The sequence below is a fragment of the Streptomyces sp. NPDC007983 genome (genome assembly GCF_042958345.1).
Taxonomy (GTDB): Bacteria; Actinomycetota; Actinomycetes; order Streptomycetales; family Streptomycetaceae; genus Streptomyces.
Genome location: NZ_JBIBJI010000003.1, coordinates 34525 through 58104 on the forward strand (window position 1 = coordinate 34525; position 23580 = coordinate 58104).

Sequence of the window (23580 nt, forward strand, 5' to 3'; positions counted from 1 at the left end):
TCCGGCTTGAGACTGTTGATATCCCCCTGTCGTCACCGAAACTTGGGAATCACATGTCCAGCTACCTCTCACCCGCCGCGCTTCCTCCCCACGTCCTCGACCGATCCGACGTACGGAGGGCTCTGGAGCGCCATGATTTCGGGGCCGTCTTCACACTGGTCCGGCAATGGGGCGGGATCAGCTTCTCGAAGATCGCGGATGCCTGCGACATCAAGCCCGAACGCGTGGGCAAGTTGGCCCGGGGCGAGGGTTCGATCACGACGTACGAAAAAATCACCCAGATCGCCGACGCATTACGCATCCCAGGACACCTGGTGGGCCTCAGCCCCCGCCCATGGGAAAGCGACCAGCCGCGAGCGGAGGCTGACGAAGCGACTCCCATCGCCTCGCTCGAACTGCCTTCCCCCGCCCCGGATCCCGATCTGCTCGACCGGTTGACGAAGACCGTGCGTGGCACCATCCGCGCCGACAGCGCGACCCTCGACTGGCTCGACCGGCTCCTCGCCGAGCACCGCAAGGCCGAGGACGACATCGGCTCTCGCCCACTCGTCGGGATCATGCGCCAGCAGTTGAGTACGGTGGTCGGCCTCCATCCCGCGGCCTCGAGCGGTTTGGCCACCCGTGTCGTACGGCTCGCCTCCGAGCACGCGCAATTCCTCGCCTGGATGGCGCAGGACCAGGGGAACTCATCGGCTGCTCTGGCCTGGTACGACCGTTCTCACGAATGGGCCATGGAAGCGGCCGATGCCGACATGGCGGCCACGACGCTCAGCATGAAGGCACACCTGGCCTGGTCGGCGGGTGACAGCGACCGCTGCGCCCGGCTGGCGCACGCCGCCCGCCGGGCATCCCCCAAGACCTCACTGGGTGTCCAGGGCATGGCCGCCCAGATGGAGGCTCGCGGATACGCGCTGCGCGGCGAGGCCGACGCGGCCCATCGCCTCCTTGACGAGGCACAACAACTCATCGCCCGCGCCGCCGAGCGACCGGAGGACGAGCCGCCGTGGATGTACTTCTACGGTGAGAACTGGTTCACCCTCCAGCGCGGCATGGCCGAGATGCATCTGCGCCGCTGGGACACCGCCGTTGATCTGCTGCGCACTGGAGTCGGCGCACTTCCCACCCAGTACCGGCGCGATCGGTCCTGGTACGGCGCGTGCCTCGCACACGCGCTCGCCGCGGCCGGGCACGCCGACGCGGCCGCGCACACCGCGCTCGGTTGCACGGCCGACGCCTCGGACGTGGGCCGACCCCACGCCTGGAACGAGTTGCACACCACCGCCGCGCTCCTCCTCCGGCGCGCGGCGCCCCAGGCGCGGGGCCTGATCGACGCACTGGGCAGCTACGGCTGAGCGGTCGCCGCGGGACGCATATCCTGGGCCGGTAGATCCACCACACCCACCCCGGAGCGACCCTTGTACTTCACCGACCGCGGCATCGAGGAGCTGGCGCAGCGACGCGGCGAGGAGGAGGTCACGTTCGAGTGGCTCGCCGAGCAGCTGCGGACGTTCGTCGACCTGAACCCGGACTTCGAGGTTCCGGTGGAGCGGCTGGCGACCTGGCTGGCCCGGCTCGAGGACGAGGACGACGACATCTGACGAGGAGTGCGGGCGGCCTCAGGCCGCGTAGCCCCCGTCGACGTCGAGGGTGGCGCCGGTGATGTACGCGGCGTCGGGGCCCGCCAGATGGGCGACGAGCCCGGCCACCTCGTCGGCCGTACCGTAGCGGCCCACCGCGAGGTGGGGGAGGGCGGACGCCGCCCACGGGCCGTCGGCCGGGTTCATGTCGGTGTCGACGGGGCCGGGCTGGACGGTGTTGACGGTGATTCCGCGGCCGCCGACCTCGCGGGCCAGAGCGCGGGTGAAGCCCGCCACGCCCGCCTTGGTCAGCGCGTAGAGGCTGCCGCCGGCGAAGGGGACGCGGTCGGCGTTGATGCTGCCGATCGTGATGATGCGGCCGCCGTCGCCGATATGGCGCAGGGCCTCCTGGGTGGCGGTGAAGACGGCGCGCAGGTTCACGGCGGCGACGTGGTCGTAGTCCGCGTCGGTCAGGTCCTCGATCGGCCGCATGGCGGCGACTCCCGCGTTGTTGACCAGGATGTCGAGGCGCCCGAGCCGGTCGGCGACCTCCGTGACGGCCGTACGGAGGGACGTGCGGTCCGCGGCGTCGGCCCGCACGGCCAGCGCCTGCCCTCCGTCCGCGACGATCTCCTTCACCAGGGCCTCCGCGCGGTCCGCGGAGGCGTTGTAGCTGACCGCGACCGCGGCGCCCTCCCGGGCGAGACGGCGCGCGATGCCCTCGCCGATTCCCCGCGAACCGCCCGTGACGAGCGCGACCTTGCCCTGTAGCGACATCATGTCCTCCTGCTCGTTTTCTTGAATGCCCGTTCAAGATGTCACGCCCGCCGCCACCGCGGCAACTGTTATCTTGAACGCACGCTAAAAAACCAGGAGGCCCCGGCATGGCGAAGGGACGACCCCGCGAGTTCGACGCCGAGGAAGCCCTGTCGGCGGCGCTCGGCGTCTTCTGGGCCAAGGGGTACGAGGGCGCCACGATGGCGGATCTGTCCGCCGCCACCGGCCTCAAGCCGGGCAGCATCTACGGCGCCTTCGGCTCGAAGGCGGGCCTGTTCGGGCAGGTCGTCGACCACTACGCCCGCACGGTCTTCGCGTACGGCCCGAAGGCCCTGGAGGCCGGCACCGTGCGGGAGGTCGTGCGCCGGTGGCTGACGGGCGCGGTCGAGGCCACGACCGGCGCCGACACCCCGGCCGGGTGCCTGATGGTCCACGGCGCGCTGGCCACCGGGGACGCGGGGAGCGAGGCGAAGGCGGAGGTGCGCACCCGCCGTCAGGCGGGGGAGGTCATGCTGACCGAGCGCTTCGCCGACGCCCGCCGGTCCGGCGATCTGCCCGGCAACGTCGAGCCGCGGGACGCGGCGCGCTACGTCCTCGCCCTCACCGAGGGGATCGCGGTGCAGGCCGCGTACGGCGCCTCCCGCGCCGATCTGGAACGGCTCGCGGAGCTGGCCCTGACCCGGCTGCCCTGGGAGCCCGAGGCGTAGCCGGAAGGCGTAGCCGTTACGCGACCACCGGGCCGCGGCCCGGGGCGCCCGCTTCGTGGTCGAGGCGGGGGTCGGAGACCAGGACGGCCTGCTGGAGGCGCTGGAGCTTGGCGGACGGCTCCAGACCCAGTTCCTCGGTCATGGTCATGCGCAGCCGGTGGTAGACGCCGAGGGCGCGGGTGCGCTGGCCGGAGCGGTGGAGGGCCAGCATGTACTGGCTGTGCAGCCCCTCGTGGAAGCGGTGTTCGACGACGAGCGAGGCGAGGTCGCTCAGCACTTCCAGATGGCCGCCGAGCCGCAGCCGGGTCTCGATGCCGCGCTCGATGACGGTGAGCCGGGACTGTTCCAGCCGGGCGACCTCGGCCTGCAGCGGGCGGCCGTGCGGGGAGACGTCGACCAGGGCGGGGCCCTGCCAGAGGGTGAGGGCCTGCCGGAAGGCGGTGTCGGCGGACCGTTCGTCGCCGACCTCCAGGGCGCATTCGGCCCGGGCGACGAGGGTGCGGTAGTCGTGGACGTCGAGCTGGCCGGGGCGCACCACTAACGCGTAGCCGCCGGGCCTGGTCTGCAGGACGTCGCTGGTGACCGTGGCGGAGGACGTGCCGAGCACCTGGGCGAGCAGTTTGCGCAGGTGCAGGATGTACGTCTGCAGGGTGGTGAGCCCGGTACGCGGCGGCTGATCCCCCCACAGCTCGGCCATCAGCGACTGCACCGGCACCATGCGGCCGTCGTTGAGGAGCAGCAGGGACAGGACTTTGCGCGGTTTCATCGCGCTGGGGACTCCGGACAGAGCGCCGTGGCGCAGGGTCAGCGGTCCGAGAACGTTCGCACGCATGGGTGCCACCTCCTCGCACGTCATGTGCGGTACGCGCGGACAATCAGGTCGGCGGCCTTCTCGCAGATGGCCGTGGCGTCGACGGCGGCGATGGGGCGGGTGCCGTACATCGACTGGTACAGGCCCTGCTGGACGACGAGGGCCACGAACTGCTGGGCGGCGGAGGCGGGATCGGGGACGTCCAGCTCGCCCCGGTCGGTGCGGCGGCCGAGCATCTCGGCCAGGTACTTCACCAGTTGCTGGGGCTCGCCCTCGGCGCAGGCGGGGCGCAGCGCGGGGTGGCGGGCGACTTCGGCGATGACCAGGCGGCGCAGCGCGGAGGCGCGTTCGTCGAGGAGTACGTCGAGGACGCGGTGACCGAAGGCGGTGAGGGCCGCGTGGACGTCCGCCTCGTCGTCCTCCGCGGAGGGGGTGCGCAGCGAGTCGGGCGCGAAGCCTGCGGCGACCCGCTCCCGTTCACCGTCGACGGCGGCGAGGAACAGCCGTTCCTTGTCGCCGAAGTGGTTGTAGACGGTCTGCTTGGAGACCCGCGCCCGGTCCGCGATGACGTCGACGCCGGCCCGGGTGTAGCCCTCGCGCAGGAAGACGGCGACGGCCGCCTCCAGTATCGCCTGGCGCTTGGCGGGCTGCGGCCCCGCCGGCCGTCCCGCGGCGCCGCGCCGCGGACCGTTGTCCGTCCGCAACGGTCCAACCTCCTCGCTCCGAGCCGGTCTTGCCTTGATGGACCTGTGAGTCTAGCCTTCCCTCACCATGGTGGACTAGGCCGTCCAGTCCATTTAATTCACCATCGCGTACGCGTCCACGCACCGTGCACGAGTCATGAGGAGAGAGCTCGATGAGCACACCGGAGAACAGCGATGCCCTGCGGCACCTCACCCTCGCGCCGGAGGCGCAGAACCAGCTGTTCCTGGAGGCCCGTACGGCCAACACCTTCACCGACGAGCCGGTGACCGAGGAACAGGTCCGCGCCATCTACGAGCTGGTGAAGTACGCGCCCACCTCGATGAACCAGCAGCCGCTGCGCATCGTCATCGTGCGCTCGGAGGAGGCCCGCGGCCGGCTCGTGCCGCACATGATGGGAATGAACCAGGAGAAGACCGCGAAGGCGCCGCTGGTGGCGATCCTCGCCGCGGACCTGGACTTCCACGAGGAGCTGCCGAAGCTCGTCCCGTTCATCGAGAACCCGCAGGCCATCTTCGCGGAGCCGGGCTTCCGGGAGGCGTCGGCGAAGTTCAACACGGCGCTGCAGGTGGGCTACTTCATCCTGGGCGTGCGCGCCGCCGGGCTCGCGGCCGGGCCCATGACCGGCTTCGACCCCGTCGCCGTCTCCAAGGAGTTCTTCGGCGACGGCCGCCACCAGGCGGTCTGCGTCGTCAACATCGGCAAGCCGGGGCCGGACTCCTGGATGGGACGTCTGCCGCGGCTGGAGTACGACGAGGTCGTCACCACCGTCTGACCGGTCCCGACCCCTGGCCCCCACAGGCGGGTCGCCCGTCCTCGCGGCAACGGGGACGGGCGGCCTGGGGGTCTGCGCCGATGGCCGGTGTCAGCTTTCGGTCACGTCAGCTTTCGATCAGGTCGGCCTTCGCTCACGTCAGCGTCGCTCACGTCGGCTTCGATCAGGTCGTGGAAGGCCACGGTGTCGAAGATGTCCTCCATCCTCGTCGCCCGGCCGTCCCGCATCGTCCACGAGTGGACGAAGTCCAGGGTGGTGGTTCTGCCGCCGCGCGACGTCACCTCCCGGGTGCCGAACACCACGACCCGGTCGCCCTGCTCGATGAACTCCTGCGGCGCGAGCCTCATCCCGCCCAGCACGCTCGGCACATGCGCCAGGAACTCCTTGATCCCCGCGTGGCCCAGCTTGGTGCCGCCGAGGCCGTACTTCGCCATCCCGGCCGGGTGGACCCACTCGACGTCCGGGTGCATGGCCGACAGGATCCCCTCGACGTCGCGGTCCCGGAACCCCGCGTAGGCGGCGCGGATGGCCTCGATGTTGCGTGATGCCACGGTCTTCGTCTCTCCTCAGGCGGCGTAAATCGGCTTGATGTGCTCGGGGTGGAGGGCCTGCAGCGTGCGGCGTACGCCCTCGCGCCACGGCACCCGGCAGGGGCCGGTGATCTCCCGGCGGCGCGTGGGGGCGAACTGGTACGTCTCCCGCGTCACCTCACTCGGTACGAGCCGCGCCTCTATCCCGCTCAGCTCCTCCAGGTACCGCACCAGATCGGTCATCCCGACCGGTTCGTCGCCGCCCCAGTTGACCAGGGTGGCGGGGGACGCCGCGGCCGCCCACAGCGCGGGCACCTGGGCGACCAGGTCGTCGGTGTGAAGCAGCGAGCACCAGTTCTGGCCCTCGACAGGCACCGGGATGGGCTCGCCCGCGAGCATCCGATTGAAGTACAGCATCGGCACCCCGCCGTAGCCGCCGGGGCCGTACGCGATGTTGAGCCGGGCGATGGTGGTCGGCAGGTTCAGCACCCCGGCGAAGGCCCGCACCGCGCCCTCGGCGGCGATCTTGCCCACGGGGTAGCAGGGCAGCCAGTCGGCCACGCCGTCGACGGGGTCGTTCTCGGCGTACGGATGGTCGAGGGTCTGCCGCTTGTAGAGCGCGCCGGTCGAGACGAACAGGAACGACTCGGCGGTACGGCAGTGGGTCATCAGCCGTCCGCAGGCGATGGAGTTGACCTCGGCCGTGGCGTTGAAGTCGCCGTCCTCGCCGCGCCGCACCGCAGAGTGGAAGACATGGGTGAAGTCGTCCGGCAGCCCCTCGTAGCCCGACTCCCCGAGGTCGTTCATGTCCCAGCGGAAGGTGGTGATGCCCCGCGCGCGCAGCTCCTCCTCGACGCCGGGGGTGCCGAACCGGCCCAGGCACCACACCTCGTTGTCCGCCGCCAGGGCCTCCGCCACCGGCCGGGCGACCTGCCCGGTGGCGCCGGTGATCAGGATCTTCTTGCCTTCCACCGTGCTCTTCTCCTCTTCCGTGGTCCGGGTCATCCGTCGCCCAGCGCGCGGTCCAGCTCCTTGCGGAGGATGGCCTGGAAGGCCGCAACATGCTGGGGACCCATGAGGGTGTAGTGCTCACCGGGGACGTCGACATACCGGTTCGGCTCCGTGGTGTGCTCGTCCCATCTGCGGAGTTCGTTGTTCAGCCAGTCCTCCTTGGTGCCGCGCAGCGGGATGGCGTAGAAGACCGTCATGGAGCGGGTGGTGCCGCTGGGCTGGTAGGTGCGGCCCAGGCCGGTGAGCCCGTGGGCCAGCTCCGCCCAGGCGGTGAACTTGTCCATGTCCAGGTCGAGTTCGGCCAGCCGGCGCTGTGGGGCGATCCCCAGCAGGTGTGCGAGCTGTTCCCGCTGGGGCAGGGCGCGCAGCTCGTCCGGGAGGTCGAGGGACTGCTTCTTGTTGATCAGGTCGAGGAAGAAGGCCAGATTGACGGCGGTCTCGATGAAGTCGAGTTCGTCCATGCGGTACTTGATGTGCGGCGGCAGGTTGAAGCTGCCGGTGAAGTCGACGCGCTCGCCCTCCGCCTCCAGCGCCTTGGCGATCTCGAAGGCCACGGCGCCGCCGTACGAATACCCGGCGACCGCGTACGGGCCGTGCGGCTGCCGGGCGCGGATCGCCCGCACGTAGCAGTCCACCATCTCCTGGAAGCTTTCGAAGGGCTTCTCCCCCTCGTTGAACCCGCGGGCGCGCAGCGCGTAGAACGGCCGGTCGCCGACGAAGTACTTGGCGAGGTTGACGAAGACCAGGACCTCACCGACGCCCGGGTGCACACAGAACAGCGGGGTCTTCGCGCCGCCCGTCTGCAGCGGCACGATCGGGTCGTACGCCTCGGGCGCGGGCGCGCCGCCCCCGGTCAGCCGGGCGGCGAGCTGCCGCACCGAGGGCGAGGTGAGCACGGTGATGATCGGCAGATCCGCCACCCCGAGCCGCCGGGTGACCTGGTGCCGCAGCCGCAGGATGTCCAGTGAGGTGCCGCCGAGGTCGAAGAAGCTCGCCGTCGCGCTGATCCGCTCCGGGGCGGTGTCGAACATCTCGGCGTAGATCCCGGCGAGGATCCGTTCCGTCTCGCCCTCCGGCGGGGTGTGGCCGCCCAGCCGCCGGGTGGTCAGTTCCGCCACCCGCTCGATGACCTCGTCGAAGCCGCCGGACTCCAGCCGCCTCCGCATCCGCCGGCGCAGCGTCTTGCCCAGGCTGGTCTTGGGGAACGCCTCCCGGGGCAACGGCAGGATGAGCGACGGCCGGAAGCCCCAGTGGATCACCACGGTGGAGCGCACGGCGGTGATCAGACGGTGGAGTCCGGGCTCGTCGTCGTCCGCGAGTTCGGGGTGGAGGGCGATCACCAGCTGCTCGGTGTCGCTGCCCGGGCGGCGGGTGGGGAACGCCGCGACGTAGCCGCCCGCCACCCCGTCGAGCTGCTCCAGCGCGGCCTCCATCTCATGGCTGAAGTAGTTGACGCCGTTGACGATGATGCTGTCCTTGCTGCGTCCGACGAGGGTCAGCCGGCCGTCGTCGATGCGGCCGAGGTCGCCGCTGCGGAACCAGCCGTCGGGGGTGAAGGCCTCCTTGGTGGCGGCCTCGTCGTTGTAGTAGCCGCCGGTGATCATCGGCCCGCTGAGCTGGAGTTCCCCGACCTCGCCCGGGGGCAGCGGCCGGTGGTCGTCGTCGGCGACCCGGATGCTCAGCCCCTCGACGGGGGTGCCGAGGTTGGCGAACTCCTGGCCCACGTCGGTGACGGGAAAGGCACGGTTGTAGATGGACCCCGCGCAGGTCTCGGTCATCCCGAAGGCGGGCCAGAGGGCGGAGGCCCGCAGTCCGTACGGGGCGTAGTGGGCGAGGAACGCCTCGCCGGTGGCGACGACATTGGCCTCGCCGCCGCTCACGATATGCCGCAGCGAGCCGAGGTCGAGCCCTTCACCGCCCGCCGATATCTCCTCGGACAGCTCCCGGACCGATGCGTTCAGCGGGCCGAGGAGGAAATTCGGAGTGAAGGTCATCGTGACCTTGTGGCGGGAGATGATACGGAGAAAATTCAGCGGCTCCTCGAGGACGACCGACGCCTCCGCATGCAGTTGTTCGGCGCCGACGTACAACGGCAGCATATGCGCTTCCAGAAGCGCGGCGACATGGTCGTAGGAAATCCAGTTGAAGGTGGTATCGGCGTCCGTGAGTTGCTGCTTTCCGGCCTTTCCGGACATGGACGCGAGAATGTTTCCATGGGTGAGCATGACCGCTTTGGAATTCCCGGTGGAACCGGAGGTCAGCACCAGCAGGGCAAGATCCTCCGGTGCGGCGATATGCGCCTCGGCCGGCGCCCCGCCGCCCGCCGCGGGCGCGCTGTCCGCGTCCCGCAGGCGCTCCACCGTGGCCACGGCGAGCCCGGGCACATCGGGCAGCTCGGCGCCCATCGCCTCGGTGGTGACCAGCAGCGGACGGTCCAGAAGCCGGCCGACGTGGGAAAGCTGGGCGGCCCAGCGGGCCGGGTCGCCGGGGATCGGCACCATCGGGCAGGGTACGAACCCGCCCAGCAGACAGGCCCAGAAGACCGTCAGGAATTCCCGCTGATCCTCCAGCAGCAGGGCCACCTTGTCGCCCGGCCGCAGCCCGTACTCGCGGAGCGGGGTGAGGAGTTGACGCGAGGACCGCAGAAGTTCCGGATACGTCTGGCGTGTTGCGGCGCGCCCCGCCTCGGCCGTCACGTAACGTACCCCGGAATCGGGGTGATGGTGGGCTGCCCGCAAGAGTAACTGGGCGACAGAGCGCAGATCCTGAGAATCGTTTGATACCGAGTATTTGAAGGGTTGTGACGCCATTACCTTCACTGCCCTCTTTCTTCCCGATTCTGGGGGCACGAAGGTAACAGTCTCGAACATTCGTACTCCATGACGCTCCACCAGCGCTCTAGCGATGCTCTAGCGGAAATCCGGATACCTCCGCGCGGTAAAGGCATCCGGGCCGAGGCGCCTCGCCCCGGCCCGGGACGGGCTTGACTCCAGCGATCCGCGATATATCGTGTGTAGTCAGACGCGATATGTTGCGTGACCGCATCCAGCCAGGGAGGCCAGGGATGTCAGCCCGGTCAGAGTGGTCGTTCGGCGAACCACAGAAGCTCACCTTCGACGAGCCCGTCTCCGCGCTCCACGTACGCATCGTGGACGGCACGGTCAACGTGGTCGGGACCGACGGCGGCCCCGCCCGGCTGGAACTCTCCGACATCGAGGGCCCACCGCTGAAGGTGACCCTGCGGGACGGAACCCTGAGCGTCGCGTATGACGACCTCCCGTGGAAGGGCCTGCTCACATGGCTCGACCGCAAGGGCTACCACCGCACCGCCCACGTCACCCTCGCCGTGCCCACCTCCGCCGCCGCCTCGATCGGGGTCGTCAACGCCTCCGCCGTCGCCTCCGGGCTGGGCGGCCGGACGGATGTGCGCGGCGTATCGGGCGACGCCACCCTCGTCGGGCTGACCGGCCCGGTGCGCGCGGACACCGTCTCCGGCCGGGTCGAGGCCCAGGCCGTCACCGGCGATCTGCGCTTCAACTCCGTCTCCGGCGACCTCACCGTCATCGAGGGCTCGGGCCCGGTCGTCAAGGCCGACTCCGTCAGCGGCAACATGGTGCTCGACCTCGCCCCGAGCGCGGAGCGCGCGGACATCAGCCTCACCACCGTCTCCGGTGAGATCGCCATCCGGCTGCCGCACCCCGCCGACGCCAGGATCGAGGCCAACACCGCGAGCGGGCCCGTCTCCAACGCCTTCGAGGATCTGCGGGTCACCGGCCAGTGGGGCGCCAAGCGGATCACCGGGAACCTGGGCGCGGGCCGGGGCAGCCTCAAGGCCACCACCGTCTCCGGCGCGATAGCGCTGTTGCGGCGCCCGCCCATCGAGGGGGACGGGGACGGCGACGGCTTCCGCGACGGGCCGCCCGGCGGTGGCACCGACAGCACGGCGGGAAGCCCGGCCACCACCGACAGCTCCAGCACCACCGGCGGCCCGCAGGGAAAGGTCCTCTGATGCCCCCCGTATTCGCCCACGGCCGACTCCGCCTGTACCTGCTCAGGCTGCTCGACGAGGCCCCGCGCCACGGCTACGAGGTCATCCGGCTGCTGGAGGAGCGCTTCCAGGGGCTGTACGCGCCCTCCGCGGGCACCGTCTACCCGCGCCTGGCCAAGCTGGAGGCCGAAGGCCTGGTCACCCACACCACCGAAGGCGGCCGCAAGGTCTACTCCATCACCGACGCCGGACGCGCCGAACTCGCCGACCGCAGTGGCGAACTGGCCGACCTGGAGCTGGAGATCCGCGAATCGATGGCCGAACTCGCCGCCGAGATCCGCGAGGACGTCCGCGGCTCCGCCGACGACCTGCGGCGGGAGATGCGGGAGGCCGCCCAGCAGGCCCGCACCTCCGAAGGCGGCGCGGGCACACACGGTCCCTGGGACGGCCCCTGGGACGGCGGCGAGAGCTGGCGGCAGGCGAAGGAGGAGATGCGGCGCGCCAAGGAGGAGTGGAAGGAGCAGGCCCGCCGCGCGAAGGAGGAGAGCCGCCGCGCCCGGCAGGACGCCCAGCGCGCCCGTAAGCAGGCCAAGGACGCCCAGGAGTTCGCGCTCGAAGAGGTCCAGCGGGTCGCCCGGCGCGTCCAGGAGCAGACGCAGGAGCACATCCGGGCGGGCGACTGGCAGCGGGCGGTACGGGACGGGCTCGGCGAGGTGTCGCGCAGCATGAGCCGGATCTCCCGGCAGGGCGTGTTCCCGCCGGGGTGGACGGGTCCGGGCGAGGGGACGAAGACCACCGCCCCGCACGCGGACGCACCGGAACCGGCGCCCGGCGCCGCTCAGCACGGCGGCGGCGACGGTGGCGGCGGTGACGGTGACGTCGGCGGCGCACCGGCCGAGCCTGCCTGGGCCGCGGAGTTCACCCCGTCGGACAACCCCGCCCGCGATCTGGACCGGCTGCTCGACCGCTTCCGCGACGACATCCGCGACGCCGCCCGGGACCACGGGGTGACCGATGCCCAACTGACCGACGCCCGCCGCCGGCTGGCGGAGACGGCGGCCCGGATCACCGGTCGGCTGCGCGGCCCGGGCAAGGAGTAGGCCCCGGGCGCGCGTCCGGCGGCGGGACGAGGCGCCGCAGTAGCCTCGCCGGTATGCGACTGGAGACCCCCGAGGCGCGGCGGCGCTTCGCTCGCGCCCGGGTGCTGCGGCTGGCCACCACCGACGAGGGCGGCCGGCCGCACCTCGTGCCCGCCACCTTCGCGCTCACCGCCCCGGACGGCACGGACGACGCGGACCGCTTGGACACCGTGGTCACCGCCGTGGACCACAAGCCCAAGCGGCACCAGGACCTGAAGCGGCTGCGCAACATCCAGACCAACCCGGCGGTCTCCCTCCTGGTCGACCACTACGACGAGGACTGGCGGCAGCTGTGGTGGGTGCGGGCCGACGGCCGGGCGCGGATCGTTCCGGCCGAGGCGGCGGCCGAACGGGCGGACCCGGTGCGACGGCTGGTGGAGAAGTACCCCCAGTACGCCGGCCGGCCGCCGCGCGGACCGGTGATCGCCATCGAGGTCACCCGCTGGTCGGGCTGGGCCTTCGCCGAGGAACCGGCGGCCCGCTGATCAGTCCTCTCCCCCTCCGCCCCCTTCACCGTCTTCGTCCTGGTCGCGCGGGCAGTCGAACGCGCCGCTCGGCCCCCAGGTCTTCGCCTCGTCGCCGCTGTCCCGTATGCCGCACTCCAGCGCGATCTCCGGCGAGGTGCCCCTGGTGTCGTGCAGGATGAGCAGCCGCTTGTTGACGGGCGTCTTGTCTCCCTTGCCGAAGATCAGCGAACCGGTGGCCCCTCGCAGCCCCTCCGCTCCGCCCACCCCTTGCTCCAGCGCCGACTGCACCCCGCCCCGCCCGAAGGGCGCCGTGCCCGCGCTCTGGTACGCCGCGTTGATCCCCTCGGACAGCACACCGAGCGCGTCCGAGGCGAGCGGCACCCGGGCGTCATTGCTCCACAGGTCGCTCCCATAGGCGGCGGCGTACCTCCGGCGGAAGTCGTCGCCCTTCACATTGGGCGAGCTGTCCTTCGCCAGGCCCTGCGCCGCGTAGTACAGCCGCAGCCTGGGGTGCTTCTCGCTGGGGCGCTGCTGCTCGACCACCGCGTTGTCGAGGTCGTTGCCGCCGAGCACGGTCGATTGACCGTTGCAGCCGGTACGGCCGTCGAAGTCGTCGAGGAAGTTCTCGAATTCATGGGCGCGGGCCGCCCAGTACACCACCGTGCGGGGTTCCTCCTTGAGCCTCCGGCAGATGCTGTCGGCCATCTGGGAGGTGTGGGAGACCCATTCGTCCCCTTGGCCCTTGCGCTCCGCGGGCGGCGCGGCGGAGGGCCGCTGGATCGGATACCAGATGCGGTGGACGTCCTGGAATTCCTCGGCGAACCGGTCGCTCAGATTCGCGCTGTAGATGTCGGTCGGATCCCCGATCACCACCGCCCTCTTGGCGGGGGCGCAGGTCCCGGGCGCGGTCTGCACGATATTGGCGTGCCGCGCGAAGTCCGCCGCGACGCGCGCCTCCCGGCGGTTGTCGGGGGCGACCTGCCGGTACATCGGCGAGCGCTGCATCTCCTCGGCGGTCGCCGCTGTGCCGATCATGGGCAGCCCGGCCCCGGCGAGGATGTTCCGGGCGCGCAGCGTGCCCGGGCGGCTCTGGCCGAGGCCGACGACGCCCAGGAACTGCTCGCCCTGCCCGGCGCGCTCGGCGGCCTTGATCTCCTTCGCGAGTGCCTTGGCCGCCTCGGGGGCCCGGGAGAAGCCCTCTCCCGCGTCCATCAGCCGGACCTTCAGCCAGACCTTGCTGCTCTTCTGCTGATCGGCCTGTTCGTTGATCTCCTCCTGGGCCAGCGCGATGCCGCGCACTTCGGGGATGGCGCCGCTGTACATGACCTCGCCCCAGTCGTCGGCGGTCACCGGCACCCCCAGATAGCCGACCGTCCGCACCGTGTCACCCGACCGGGCCGCTTTGTCGGCTCGCCCGTTCTCCCGGGTGATGGCGTCCACCGCATCGCCATAGACGGCCCGCGGACTCCGGTCCGGTGGGCGGCTCCGCCCGCCGCCGTCACCACCGGCCCCGGACGCGGCCGGGGCCGCCGACGCGCCGCTGCCGCCGAGGCAGGCGGTGTCGCTGCTCGCCGTCACCACGGCCACGCCGTACCCGCCGAGCAGCCCGAGCACGGTGACGCCCGCCACCGCCGCGACGGCGGCCTCCACCCGCGGCGCCGCGTCGGAACGGCTGCTGCCGACGGCGATCTCCGGATAGCGGCCGAGCCAGCGGGCCGCGTCCTCGTCGTCCGCATGCGGCTCCACGCCCACCCGGACCACCCGGGCCCCGCCCGCGCCGGTGGTCCCGATCCAGGACTTCAGCGTGATGGCGGCCTCGGCGAAGCTCTCCGTGCGCTCCCGGCCCGGGCTCACCGCGGCCAGCAGCATCACTCCGGTGCATCCCGTCTCCTCGACCGCCTGGGGGAACTGCTCCAGCAGGCGGCCGGTGTCGTCGCCGATGGCCGGCGGCTGCGGGAAGACGAGCACGACGCGATGGCGGCGGCGCCGCCCCCAGGGCGAGAGCCGGGGGTGGCGGAAGGCCCGCTCGAGGTCGGCGAGCAGCGCCCGCAGCAGCACATCGACGATCGGCTCGCGCCGCGCGGCGCCGGGCGCGCCCACGGTCAGCCGACAGGCGTCGGCGAAGAAGCCGGGCCCGCCCTCGGGCAGTTCGGCCCAGCTGCGGTACCAGCTGCCCTTGCGGGTCATCCGGCGGCCATGGCGCCGCCCGTACCACCAGCGCGGAAACAGGCCGAACAGCGGCCTGCGCAGCCAGTACCAGGCGGTGCCCGGGATGGTCGGCGGCGGCACCTCCCCGCCGCTCACGGCCTGCAGGGCGCGCAGGATGACCGAGTCGGCGCAGCGCGCCTCGTAGCTCCGGTTGCGCAGCTCCGTGGCCTGGGTGCCGGGCAGGCATCCGGCGAGGTCGGTCTCGACGATGCCGCGCATCAGCCGGAACTGGGGCAGTCTCAGTCTGCCGAAGCCGCCGGGCCGGTTGCGCAGCAGCTCCTCCTCGATCTTCTGGAAGGCGACCCCCACATGCTCCTGGCGCGGGGCCTCGGCCTCGCCCGCCACCTGGGCGAACGGAACGCGGGCGCGGCCGCCCGCGCTGAAGCGCGCGCACAGGCCGTCGGCGACCCGCCCGGCCTCGGGCCCCTCGGTCAGCTGGGTGAGCAGGATCTGCGGGGCCGGGCCGCGATGGCCCGGCGGCAGAGTGACCAGCTGTTCCAGCGCGTCGATCAGCAACTCGATTTTCGGCAACGGCGGTACTGAAGCAGTCATGTTGCATCCCCCCGGCACGATTATCCGCGCCCACTCCGGAGAGCACCAGACCCTTTACCGAGAGTGATGGCAAGTCGTCACTCTCGACCGTGACAGATCGAACAGGAGTGCAATCTGTGCCAGATATGACCGCCGGTCAGACCGCCATGATCACCACGACCGTCAGACCGTCAGACCGTCAGCACGACCTTGCCGAACAGATCGCCGCCCGCCATCTTCTCGAACCCCTCCCGCGCCCGGTCCAGCGGCAGCACCGAGTCGATCACCGGCCGCACCCCCCGCGCCGCGCAGAAGCTCAGCAGGTCCTCCAGCTCGTCCTTGCCGCCCATCGTCGACCCGACGACCTTCAGCTCCAGGAAGAAGATCCTGTTCAGCTCGGTGGCCTGCGGGTTGGGGCCGCTGGTGGCGCCTGAGATGACGAGCGTTCCACCGGGCTTGAGGGACTTCACCGAATGCGACCAGGTCGCGGCGCCGACCGTCTCGATCACGGCGTCCACCCGCCGCGGCAGCCGCTCCCCCGGCTCGTACGCCCCCTCGGCGCCGAGTTCGACCGCGCGCTTGCGCTTGGCCTCGTCCCGGCTCGTGGCGACCATCCGCAACCCGGCGGCGGCACCCAGCACGATCGCGGCGGTGGCCACGCCGCCGCCCGCGCCCTGCACCAGCACGCTGTCGCCGGGCCGTACGCCCGCGTTGGTGAACAGCATGCGGTAGGCGGTCAGCCAGGCCGTCGGGAGGCACGCGGCCTCCTCGAAGGACAGCTCCTTGGGCTTGGGCAGCAGGTTCCAGGTGGGGACGGTGACCTTCTCCGCGAAGGTGCCCTGATAGCGCTCGGTGAGGATGGTGCGGGGCTCATGCGGTCCGACGCCGTGGCCGCTCTGGCCGATGACCGAGTGGAGGACGACCTCGTTGCCGTCCTGGTCGACCCCGGCGGCGTCACAGCCGAGGATCATCGGCAGCGCCTCCTCGCCGAGTCCGACCCCGCGCAGCGACCACAGGTCGTGGTGGTTGAGCGAGGCGGCCTTGACGCTGACGGTCGTCCAGCCGGGCCGCGCCTCCGGCTCGGGGCGCTCGCCCAGTTCGAGGCCGCTGAGCGGCTGGTCGCGGTCGATACGTGCGGCGTAGGCAGCGAACATGATCCCGACCATAAGGCGCGGCGGGAGACGACGGAACCACGCCGCGATGTGAGTCACACCGCCCCGCCCGCGAAAAAGCGGGGCCGGGCCGCCCCCCTGGACGGCCCGGCCCCGTTACGCCGGTCAGCGAGGACTCAGCGGCGCGCCACGCCCTCCGCGCGGGCGGCGGCGGCCACGGCCGCGGTCACGGCCGGGGCGACCCGCTCGTCGAACGGCGACGGGATGACCTTGTCCGCGCTCAGCTCGTCGGCCACGACGGAGGCCAGGGCCTCGGCGGCGGCGAGCTTCATGCCCTCGGTGATCCGGGAGGCCCGGACCTGGAGGGCACCGGCGAAGATGCCGGGGAAGGCGAGCACGTTGTTGATCTGGTTCGGGAAGTCGCTGCGCCCGGTGGCGACCACGGCCGCGTGCTGGTGCGCGACCTCGGGGTGGATCTCCGGGTTGGGGTTGGCCATGGCGAAGATGAAGGCGCCGGGCGCCATCTTCGCCACCGCCTCCTCCGGCACCGTGCCGCCGCTGACGCCGATGAAGACGTCGGCGCCGTCCAGCGCGGTCTCCAGCGAACCGGTGAGTCCCGCCTTGTTGGTGAAGCCGGCCAGCTCGCGCTTGACCTCGGTGAGGTCGTCACGGTCCGGGGAGACGACGCCCTTGCGGTCACAGACCGCGACGTCTCCGATGCCCGCCTCGGTGAGGATCCGGGCGATGGCCACACCGGCGGCGCCCGCGCCGGAGATGACGGCGCGCAGCTGGCCGAGCGCGCGGTCGGTCAGCTTGGCCGCGTTGCGCAGCGCGGCCAGGGTGACGACCGCCGTGCCGTGCTGGTCGTCGTGGAAGATCGGGATGTCGACGCGCTCCTGGAGCTTGCGCTCGATCTCGAAGCAGCGGGGCGCGGAGATGTCCTCCAGATTGACGCCGCCGAACGAGGGCGCGAGCCGGACGACGGTCTCGACGATCTCGTCCACATCCCGGCAGTCGAGCGCGATGGGCACCGCGTCCACGCCGCCGAACTGCTTGAAGAGGATCGCCTTGCCCTCCATCACCGGCAGGGACGCCTCCGGGCCGATGTCGCCGAGCCCGAGGACCGCGCTGCCGTCCGTCACCACGGCCACGACCTGGGACTTCCAGGTGTAGTCATGGACGAGTTCGGGCTGCTCGGCGATCGCGCTGCAGACCTTCGCGACGCCCGGCGTGTAGGCGAGGGACAGATCGTCCCGGTCGCGCACGGGCACGGTCGCCTGGACGGCCATCTTGCCGCCCCGGTGCAGCGCGAAAGCGGGATCGAAGGGCTCTCCGTCGGTCACTCCGTCGGCTCCTTCGCCGCTGTCGTTTGCGTTGTCGCTGCGAGGATTCACCATCTCCGCTGCCACTTTTTGACCCCTTTGTCGTTTTTCTGTCGAGGGTAACCGCCCCAGGTTGGGAGCGGGCGGGCACCGCGTCCGGTGCCGCGCGGCAGATGCCTGCCACGCGGAATCAGATACGGACGCCGGACGCGTCGCACTCGCGCCCTGAGCCCCGGATGAGGGGTGTAGCCGTCTGTTCTACCGGAAGCGTGCACCCAGAACGAACGGCTTCCGTAGTGGTGGTGTTCGGAAACTTCTCATAACCGTCGGAAGCGGTCGAAGCAGCCTCGAATATGCATGCTGCTGTCACGCGTCATTCGCCGCATGATCACAATTTCGTACCGCTCCCCGCACCTGGGCTGTACAGCCCGGTGTCCGTTTCCTGTGCACCACGGGGATCGCCCGTTATCCGATTTTGACATGGATCGCCGCCCGAGCGTGCCCGTCCGGATGGCAAGATGCCCCAATCACACGAGATCGCGACACCCACACGCGTGTTCCCGAGCCTCGGACATCCCTTCACCCCGCCGGAGGAACCAGCATGACCGCCAGCTTCACGCGTCGCCGGGTCACCCCGAAGTCCCGGACGGTCGCTGTCGGCGCCGTCGTGGCCGTGGGCGCCCTGCTGCTGACGGGCTGTGGCGACCAGACCGACAAGGCGAAGACGGGAGGCTCCGGCAACGCCGCCGAGGGACCGCTCTTCAGCAAGCTGCCGAAGAAGATCCAGGACGCGGGTGTGGTCAAGGTCGGCTCCGACATCAACTACCCGCCGGTCGAGTTCAAGAAGAACGGCAAGGTCATGGGGCTCGACCCGGACCTGGCGGACGCGCTCGGCAAGGTGCTCGGCGTCAGGTTCGAGTTCAACAACGCCACGTTCGACACCCTGCTGTCCGGTCTGCGCTCGCAGCGCTACGACATCGCCATGTCGGCCATGACGGACAACAAGGGCCGTCAGCAGGGCGTCGACCCCGACACCGGCAAGAAGGCCGGTGAGGGCGTCGACTTCGTCGACTATCTGACCGCCGGTGTCTCGATCTACACCAAGAAGGGCGACGACCAGGGCATCAAGTCCTGGGACGACCTCTGCGGCAAGAAGATCGTCGTGCAGCGCGGCACCGTCTCGCACGACCTGGCCAAGGCGGAGTCGAAGAAGTGCGAGAAGAGCGGCAAGAAGAAGGTCGCGGTCGAGGCGTACGGCAATGACACCGAGGCCCAGACCCGGCTGCGCGGCGGGGGCGCCGCGGCGGGGGCCAGCGACTTCCCCGTCGCCGCGTACGCGGTGAAGACCTCCGGCGGCGGCAAGGACTTCCAGCTGGTCGGCGACCAGGTGGAAGCCGCCCCGTACGGCATCGCCGTCTCCAAGGACAACACCGAGCTGCGCGACGCCCTCCAGCAGGGGCTCGCCCTCCTCATCGCGAACGGCGAATACGACAAGATCGTCGCGAAGTGGGGCGTCAAGGACGGCGCGGTCGCCAAGGCGATCATCAACGGCGGCAAGTGACCCCGGCCGACCTCCCGCTCGCGTGCTCGCGCTGAAAGGCACTCATCCGTGACAACGAAGATCGACAAGGCGGGGCCCGTCGGCACCCCGTCTCCCGCGCCGGAGGACATCAAGGCCATCCCGGTGCGGCACTACGGCCGCTGGGTCTCCGCGGTCGTCGCCATCGCGCTGCTGGTGACGCTCGTCTACGCCTTCGCCGAAGGCGATGTGAACTGGGCCGCCATCCCGGATTACTTCTTCGACGGCGAAGTCCTCAAGGGCGTCCGCAACACCATCTGGATCACCATCCTGTCGATGGTGCTCGGGGTGGCCCTCGGCATCGTCCTGGCCGTGATGCGGCTCTCGAAGAACCCGGTGACGTCCTCCATCGCCTGGGGCTACATCTGGTTCTTCCGCGGCACCCCGGTCTATGTACAGCTGCTGGTGTGGTTCAACCTGGGGCTGGTCTTCCACTACATCAACATCATGCCGATCTACAAGGACGAGTGGTCGGACTTCATGACCCCGTTCCTGGCCGCCCTGCTGGGCCTCGGGCTGAACGAGGCCGCGTACATGGCGGAGATCTGCCGGGCGGGCATCCAGTCCGTCGACGAGGGCCAGACCGAGGCCGCGCAGGCGCTGGGCATGAGCCACGCCAAGACCCTGCGCCGGGTCGTCCTGCCGCAGGCCATGCGGGTGATCGTGCCGCCGACCGGCAACGAGTTCATCAACATGCTCAAGACCACCTCGCTGGTGATCGCCGTCCAGTACTGGGACCTGCTGCAGGCCACCTCGGAGGTCGGCCAGAACTCCGGCGCCACCGCGGAGATGCTGTTCCTCGCCGCCGCCTGGTACCTGATCCTCACCTCGGTGCTGAGCGTGGGCCAGTACTACCTGGAGCGCTACTACGCGCGCGGCACCACCCGGAGCCTGCCCGCGACGCCACTGCAGCGCATCCGGATCAACCTGCTGTCCGGCTCCAACCGCCAGGGAGGTGCGAGCGCATGAACGCCATGGTGAAGGCCGAGGGCGTCCACAAGTCCTTCGGCGCCGTCCAGGTCCTCAAGGGCATCGACCTGGAGGTCGCCCCCCGCGAGGTGTTCTGTCTGATCGGCCCGTCCGGCTCCGGGAAGTCCACCTTCCTGCGCTGCATCAACCACCTGGAGAAGATCAACTCCGGGCGGCTGTACGTGGACGGCGACCTGGTCGGCTACCGGCAGAAGGGCGACAAGCTCTACGAGCTCAAGGACCGCGAGGTCGCCGCCAAGCGCCGCGACATCGGCATGGTCTTCCAGCGCTTCAACCTCTTCCCGCACATGACCGCGCTGGAGAACGTGATCGAGGCGCCGGTGCAGGTCAAGGGGGAGACCAAGGCGGTCGCCCGGGAGCGCGCGCGGAAGCTGCTGGACCGGGTGGGCCTCGCCGACAAGGCGGGCAACTACCCCTCGCAGCTCTCCGGCGGCCAGCAGCAGCGGGTCGCGATCGCGCGGGCGCTGGCCATGGAGCCGAAGCTGATGCTCTTCGACGAGCCGACCTCGGCGCTCGACCCGGAGCTGGTCGGCGACGTCCTCGATGTGATGCGCGGACTCGCCGAGGACGGCATGACGATGATCGTCGTCACGCACGAGATGGGCTTCGCCCGGGAGGTCGGGGACTCGGTCGTCTTCATGGACGACGGGGTGGTCGTCGAGGCCGGACTCCCGCGTGAGGTGCTGACGAATCCGCAGCACGAGCGGACGAAGTCGTTCCTGTCGAAGGTGCTGTAGGGAAACGAGGCGAGGGCGGTACGGAGCATGCGGCTCCGTACCGCCCTCGCGCTGTTGCGCGAGCGCCGTCACATGAGCCCGAGCACCTACTTGAGCCCGAGCACCATCGCGTCCGAGACCGAGCACCACACGGGCCGCGCCTCGGCGAACCCCGCCTCGCGCAGCGCGTCCGCGTGCCAGCCGGCGGGCTGCACCTCACCGTCCGCGTGGTCGCCGTCCGCCGGATCGCCGAAGATCGTGAACCGCTCGGCGACGGGCCCCGCCAGCACCGGGTCCGCCGCGGCGGCGCCCCACCAGTCCACCCAGTCCTGGGCGCCCTCGGCCTTGGCCCGGGCCTGCCGCTCCTTGCGGTACGCGCGGTCCGCGTCGTTGAGCCGGGGCGTGTCCGGGTCCGGCATGTGGTCGGCGTTCAGGAACACCCCGCCGTCCCGTACGACCCCCGCCACCTGGCCGTACAGCGCGCGGAGTTCATCGGAGCGCAGCCAGTGCAGGGCGGTGGCGGTGAGCACGGCGTCGTACGTGGGATGCGGCAGCCGCCCCGTCCAGCCGGGGTCGCGCAGGTCCACGCTGACGAAGGTGACCCGGCCGTCCCCCGCGAAGTGCCCGCGCGCGATGGCCAGCAGCGCGGGGTCCAGATCGACGCCGGTGCTGGTGGCGCCGGGGAAGCGGCGCAGCGCCCTATCCGAGATACTGCCCGTGCCGCATGCGAGGTCGAGGATTCTCGGCTCGGGTCCGACCAGCGCCTCGACCGCGTCGAGCATCGCCCGGAACCGCTCCTCACGATCGGGGAGGTACCACTCCTGCTGCCGGTCCCAGCTCCGTTGCCAGGCCTGCCAGTCCGCCGCGGCGAGGGTGTCCGTCATCGCGTTCCTCCATGTCGTAGTCCGTAATACCCTGGCGCGTAGAGCGCCCATTACCTGACCTGACCGAAACCGACCATAGACCGCCCCCGTAAGGACCACAAGTGGAACTGGCTTATTACTCAGATCTCGCCGTGCGTCTGGTCAACAGCGAGGAGCCCGCACGCGGCACCGACGCGCTCACCTCGGTCGACGCCGTACGCACCCTGTTCGGCGAGAGCGGGCAGTCGGCCCGGCGCGCGACGGACGCCGACGTCACCCGGCTGCGGTCGGTACGGGCCCGGCTGCGCGCGGTCTTCGAGGCGGCGGCGGACGGGGACGAGGTGCTGGCGGTGGACCTGCTCAACGCGCTGCTCATCGAGTTCCCGGTGAGCCCGCAGATCTCCGGGCACGAGCTGCGGGACGAGGACGGCCGCCCCGACTGGCACATGCACATCGCCGACTACGCCGCCAACGCCAGCGCCGGATTCGCCGCGACCGCCTCCATGGGGCTCGCGTTCCACCTCACCGAACTGGGCGCGGACCGGCTCGGCATCTGCGAGGCCCCGCCCTGTCGCAACGCCTATCTCGACACATCGACAAATCGATCCCGGCGCTACTGTTCGGACCGCTGCGCCACCCGCGCCAACGTCGCCGCCTACCGCGCCCGTAAACGCCTCGACGCGGGCCGCCCGGCCGACTCCGCGCCCACTCCGCGCACGGCGTCCCTGGCCCGCGACCGCGACCGCACCGGCCGCACGGCCGACACCGCCCACGACAGCAGCCCCGCCGTCGACCGCTGACCCCGGGGCCCGGTCCGCCCCGGCAGCGGCCGCACCCGCAACCACGCCCGGGCCACCACCAGCTCGTCCGGTACGGTCCCGAACTCCCGGCTGTCGTTCTCCACGTCCGGGTTGTCCCCCATCACCCACCAGCCGCCCTCACGCCGCTCCACCGCGCGCTTGACGATGAGCAGGTCCTGCCGGAAGGGATGCCGGAGCACCACCACGTCCCCCGGCCGCACGGGCGCCCCGTACCGGACCACCAACTGGTCGCCCGGATACAGCGACGGCTGCATCGACGGGTTGTACACCTCGGCCAGCCCCATCCGCAGCAGTCCGTGCTGCTCGCGGTCCCTCTCCTGCCCGCGATCACGCAGCTGCTCCTGCATCACGGCACCTCCGGTCCGTACGCCGCCATCCGCCCCACCATCCCAGGTCACACTCCCGGCCACCCCGGAGTGTCACCGGACTTTTGACCTAAGCCCCCCGGGGCACCCGAGAAAAGCCTTCCCACACGGAGTAATCTCGCACCTGAGAAGACGATCACGAATGGAAGGACAGCTCTATGCTCTCCCGCCTGTTCGCCCCCAAGGTTCAGGTCAGCGCGCACTGCGACCTGCCGTGCGGCGTGTACGACCCGGCCCAGGCCCGCATCGAAGCCGAGTCCGTCAAGGCCATCCAGGAGAAGTTCCAGGCCAACGAGGACCCGCACTTCCGCGCCCGCGCCACCACCATCAAGGAGGAGCGCGCGGAGCTGGCCAAGCACCACGTCTCGGTGCTGTGGAGCGACTACTTCAAGCCCCCGCACTTCGAGAAGTACCCGGAGCTGCACCAGCTGGTCAACGAGACCCTGAAGGCGCTCAGCGCCGCCAAGGGCTCCACCGACCCGGCCACGGGCCAGAAGGCCCTGGACTACATCGCCCAGATCGACAAGATCTTCTGGGAGACCAAGAAGGCCTGACCCGGCCCTGGGGCCCTTGAGTCCCCCTGCCCGCA

At 70.8% G+C, this 23580-nt stretch carries 22 protein-coding genes and 1 pseudogene; 12 read left to right on the forward strand and 11 right to left on the reverse strand.

Annotated features, from left to right (window positions below):
• Window positions 1-53: 53 nt before the first annotated feature.
• Window positions 54-1352, forward strand: coding sequence for an XRE family transcriptional regulator (locus ACFZCY_RS09080; protein WP_391170524.1), 1299 nt, complete (start codon window positions 54-56; stop codon window positions 1350-1352).
• Between the two features lie 63 nt (window positions 1353-1415).
• Complete coding sequence (locus ACFZCY_RS09085; RefSeq protein WP_361476147.1) at window positions 1416-1598, forward strand: DUF6104 family protein; 183 nt, start codon at window positions 1416-1418, stop codon at window positions 1596-1598.
• Window positions 1599-1616: 18 nt separating this feature from the next.
• Here the strand turns inward: ACFZCY_RS09085 and ACFZCY_RS09090 are convergent, their stop codons facing one another.
• Window positions 1617-2354, reverse strand: coding sequence for an SDR family oxidoreductase (locus ACFZCY_RS09090; protein WP_391172083.1), 738 nt, complete (start codon window positions 2352-2354; stop codon window positions 1617-1619).
• A 107-nt stretch (window positions 2355-2461) separates the two neighbouring features.
• Between ACFZCY_RS09090 and ACFZCY_RS09095 the strand changes: the two genes are divergently transcribed.
• Window positions 2462-3061 carry a TetR family transcriptional regulator gene (locus ACFZCY_RS09095; protein WP_391170526.1) on the forward strand — a complete coding sequence of 200 codons (600 nt, stop codon included), beginning with the start codon at window positions 2462-2464 and terminating at the stop codon, window positions 3059-3061.
• A gap of 16 nt (window positions 3062-3077) precedes the next feature.
• On the opposite strand, the gene ACFZCY_RS09100 is transcribed toward ACFZCY_RS09095, so the two are convergent.
• Together ACFZCY_RS09100 and ACFZCY_RS09105 are read right to left on the reverse strand one after the other, a co-directional pair.
• Window positions 3078-3893, reverse strand: coding sequence for a BTAD domain-containing putative transcriptional regulator (locus tag ACFZCY_RS09100; RefSeq protein WP_391170528.1), 816 nt, complete (start codon window positions 3891-3893; stop codon window positions 3078-3080).
• 20 nt (window positions 3894-3913) lie between these two features.
• The gene (locus ACFZCY_RS09105) at window positions 3914-4576 is read right to left on the reverse strand and encodes a TetR/AcrR family transcriptional regulator C-terminal domain-containing protein (protein WP_391170530.1); all 663 of its coding nucleotides are present in this window, start codon (window positions 4574-4576) and stop codon (window positions 3914-3916) included.
• A 152-nt stretch (window positions 4577-4728) separates the two neighbouring features.
• Between ACFZCY_RS09105 and ACFZCY_RS09110 the strand changes: the two genes are divergently transcribed.
• Complete coding sequence (locus tag ACFZCY_RS09110) at window positions 4729-5349, forward strand: malonic semialdehyde reductase (protein ID WP_391170532.1); 621 nt, start codon at window positions 4729-4731, stop codon at window positions 5347-5349.
• A 101-nt stretch (window positions 5350-5450) separates the two neighbouring features.
• On the opposite strand, the gene ACFZCY_RS09115 is transcribed toward ACFZCY_RS09110, so the two are convergent.
• Genes ACFZCY_RS09115 through ACFZCY_RS09125 form a run of 3 tightly spaced genes read right to left on the reverse strand, consistent with a single transcriptional unit; the run spans window position 5451 to window position 9700 of the window.
• Complete coding sequence (locus ACFZCY_RS09115; protein ID WP_391170534.1) at window positions 5451-5900, reverse strand: nuclear transport factor 2 family protein; 450 nt, start codon at window positions 5898-5900, stop codon at window positions 5451-5453.
• A gap of 15 nt (window positions 5901-5915) precedes the next feature.
• Window positions 5916-6884, reverse strand: coding sequence for an NAD-dependent epimerase/dehydratase family protein (locus tag ACFZCY_RS09120; RefSeq protein WP_391170536.1), 969 nt, complete (start codon window positions 6882-6884; stop codon window positions 5916-5918).
• A complete protein-coding gene (locus ACFZCY_RS09125) occupies window positions 6881-9700 on the reverse strand; it encodes an AMP-binding protein (RefSeq protein WP_391170538.1) in 2820 nt (939 codons plus the stop codon). Before ACFZCY_RS09125 ends, ACFZCY_RS09120 begins: the two co-directional genes overlap by 4 nt.
• Before the next feature lie 254 nt (window positions 9701-9954).
• Here ACFZCY_RS09125 and ACFZCY_RS09130 point away from each other — a divergent pair, with 254 nt between their 5' ends.
• The 3 genes from ACFZCY_RS09130 to ACFZCY_RS09140 are packed head-to-tail and all read left to right on the forward strand — an operon-like array spanning window position 9955 to window position 12502.
• Window positions 9955-10899 carry a DUF4097 family beta strand repeat-containing protein gene (locus tag ACFZCY_RS09130; protein ID WP_391170540.1) on the forward strand — a complete coding sequence of 315 codons (945 nt, stop codon included), beginning with the start codon at window positions 9955-9957 and terminating at the stop codon, window positions 10897-10899.
• The gene (locus tag ACFZCY_RS09135) at window positions 10899-11978 is read left to right on the forward strand and encodes a helix-turn-helix transcriptional regulator (protein ID WP_391170542.1); all 1080 of its coding nucleotides are present in this window, start codon (window positions 10899-10901) and stop codon (window positions 11976-11978) included. Before ACFZCY_RS09130 ends, ACFZCY_RS09135 begins: the two co-directional genes overlap by 1 nt.
• Window positions 11979-12031: 53 nt before the next feature.
• A complete protein-coding gene (locus tag ACFZCY_RS09140) occupies window positions 12032-12502 on the forward strand; it encodes a TIGR03668 family PPOX class F420-dependent oxidoreductase (RefSeq protein ID WP_391170544.1) in 471 nt (156 codons plus the stop codon).
• Here ACFZCY_RS09140 and ACFZCY_RS09145 read toward each other — a convergent pair whose 3' ends face one another.
• The 3 genes from ACFZCY_RS09145 to ACFZCY_RS09155 all read right to left on the reverse strand — a co-directional run bounded on the left by ACFZCY_RS09145 (window position 12503) and on the right by ACFZCY_RS09155 (window position 17744).
• On the reverse strand, window positions 12503-15244 hold the full coding sequence (locus ACFZCY_RS09145) for a hypothetical protein (RefSeq protein WP_391170546.1): 2742 nt from the start codon (window positions 15242-15244) through the stop codon (window positions 12503-12505). It abuts the gene before it with no gap.
• 170 nt (window positions 15245-15414) lie between these two features.
• Entirely contained in the window at window positions 15415-16377 is a 963-nt protein-coding gene (locus ACFZCY_RS09150; protein WP_391170548.1) for a zinc-binding dehydrogenase, read from the reverse strand.
• 134 nt (window positions 16378-16511) lie between these two features.
• On the reverse strand, window positions 16512-17744 hold the full coding sequence (locus tag ACFZCY_RS09155; RefSeq protein ID WP_391170550.1) for a malic enzyme-like NAD(P)-binding protein: 1233 nt from the start codon (window positions 17742-17744) through the stop codon (window positions 16512-16514).
• A gap of 514 nt (window positions 17745-18258) precedes the next feature.
• Between ACFZCY_RS09155 and ACFZCY_RS09160 the strand changes: the two genes are divergently transcribed.
• From ACFZCY_RS09160 to ACFZCY_RS09170, 3 genes are read left to right on the forward strand one after another with little or no spacing between them, the layout of a single operon-like run.
• Entirely contained in the window at window positions 18259-19218 is a 960-nt protein-coding gene (locus tag ACFZCY_RS09160) for a transporter substrate-binding domain-containing protein (protein WP_391170552.1), read from the forward strand.
• 48 nt (window positions 19219-19266) lie between these two features.
• Complete coding sequence (locus ACFZCY_RS09165; RefSeq protein WP_391170554.1) at window positions 19267-20205, forward strand: ABC transporter permease subunit; 939 nt, start codon at window positions 19267-19269, stop codon at window positions 20203-20205.
• Entirely contained in the window at window positions 20202-20963 is a 762-nt protein-coding gene (locus tag ACFZCY_RS09170; RefSeq protein ID WP_391170557.1) for an ATP-binding cassette domain-containing protein, read from the forward strand. The genes ACFZCY_RS09165 and ACFZCY_RS09170 overlap by 4 nt, the downstream gene beginning before the upstream one ends.
• An 86-nt stretch (window positions 20964-21049) precedes the next feature.
• Here the strand turns inward: ACFZCY_RS09170 and ACFZCY_RS09175 are convergent, their stop codons facing one another.
• A complete protein-coding gene (locus tag ACFZCY_RS09175) occupies window positions 21050-21826 on the reverse strand; it encodes a methyltransferase domain-containing protein (RefSeq protein WP_391170559.1) in 777 nt (258 codons plus the stop codon).
• A 101-nt stretch (window positions 21827-21927) separates the two neighbouring features.
• Between ACFZCY_RS09175 and ACFZCY_RS09180 the strand changes: the two genes are divergently transcribed.
• Entirely contained in the window at window positions 21928-22605 is a 678-nt protein-coding gene (locus ACFZCY_RS09180; RefSeq protein WP_391170561.1) for a CGNR zinc finger domain-containing protein, read from the forward strand.
• On the opposite strand, the pseudogene sodX reads toward ACFZCY_RS09180, so the two are convergent.
• Window positions 22530-22973 (reverse strand): annotated as a pseudogene (sodX, locus tag ACFZCY_RS09185) (nickel-type superoxide dismutase maturation protease); the annotation flags it as partial. The gene ACFZCY_RS09180 and the pseudogene sodX sit on opposite strands and share 76 nt — an antisense overlap.
• A 176-nt stretch (window positions 22974-23149) precedes the next feature.
• Here sodX and sodN point away from each other — a divergent pair.
• The gene (gene sodN, locus ACFZCY_RS09190) at window positions 23150-23545 is read left to right on the forward strand and encodes a superoxide dismutase, Ni (RefSeq protein ID WP_055547886.1); all 396 of its coding nucleotides are present in this window, start codon (window positions 23150-23152) and stop codon (window positions 23543-23545) included.
• Window positions 23546-23580: the final 35 nt, after the last annotated feature.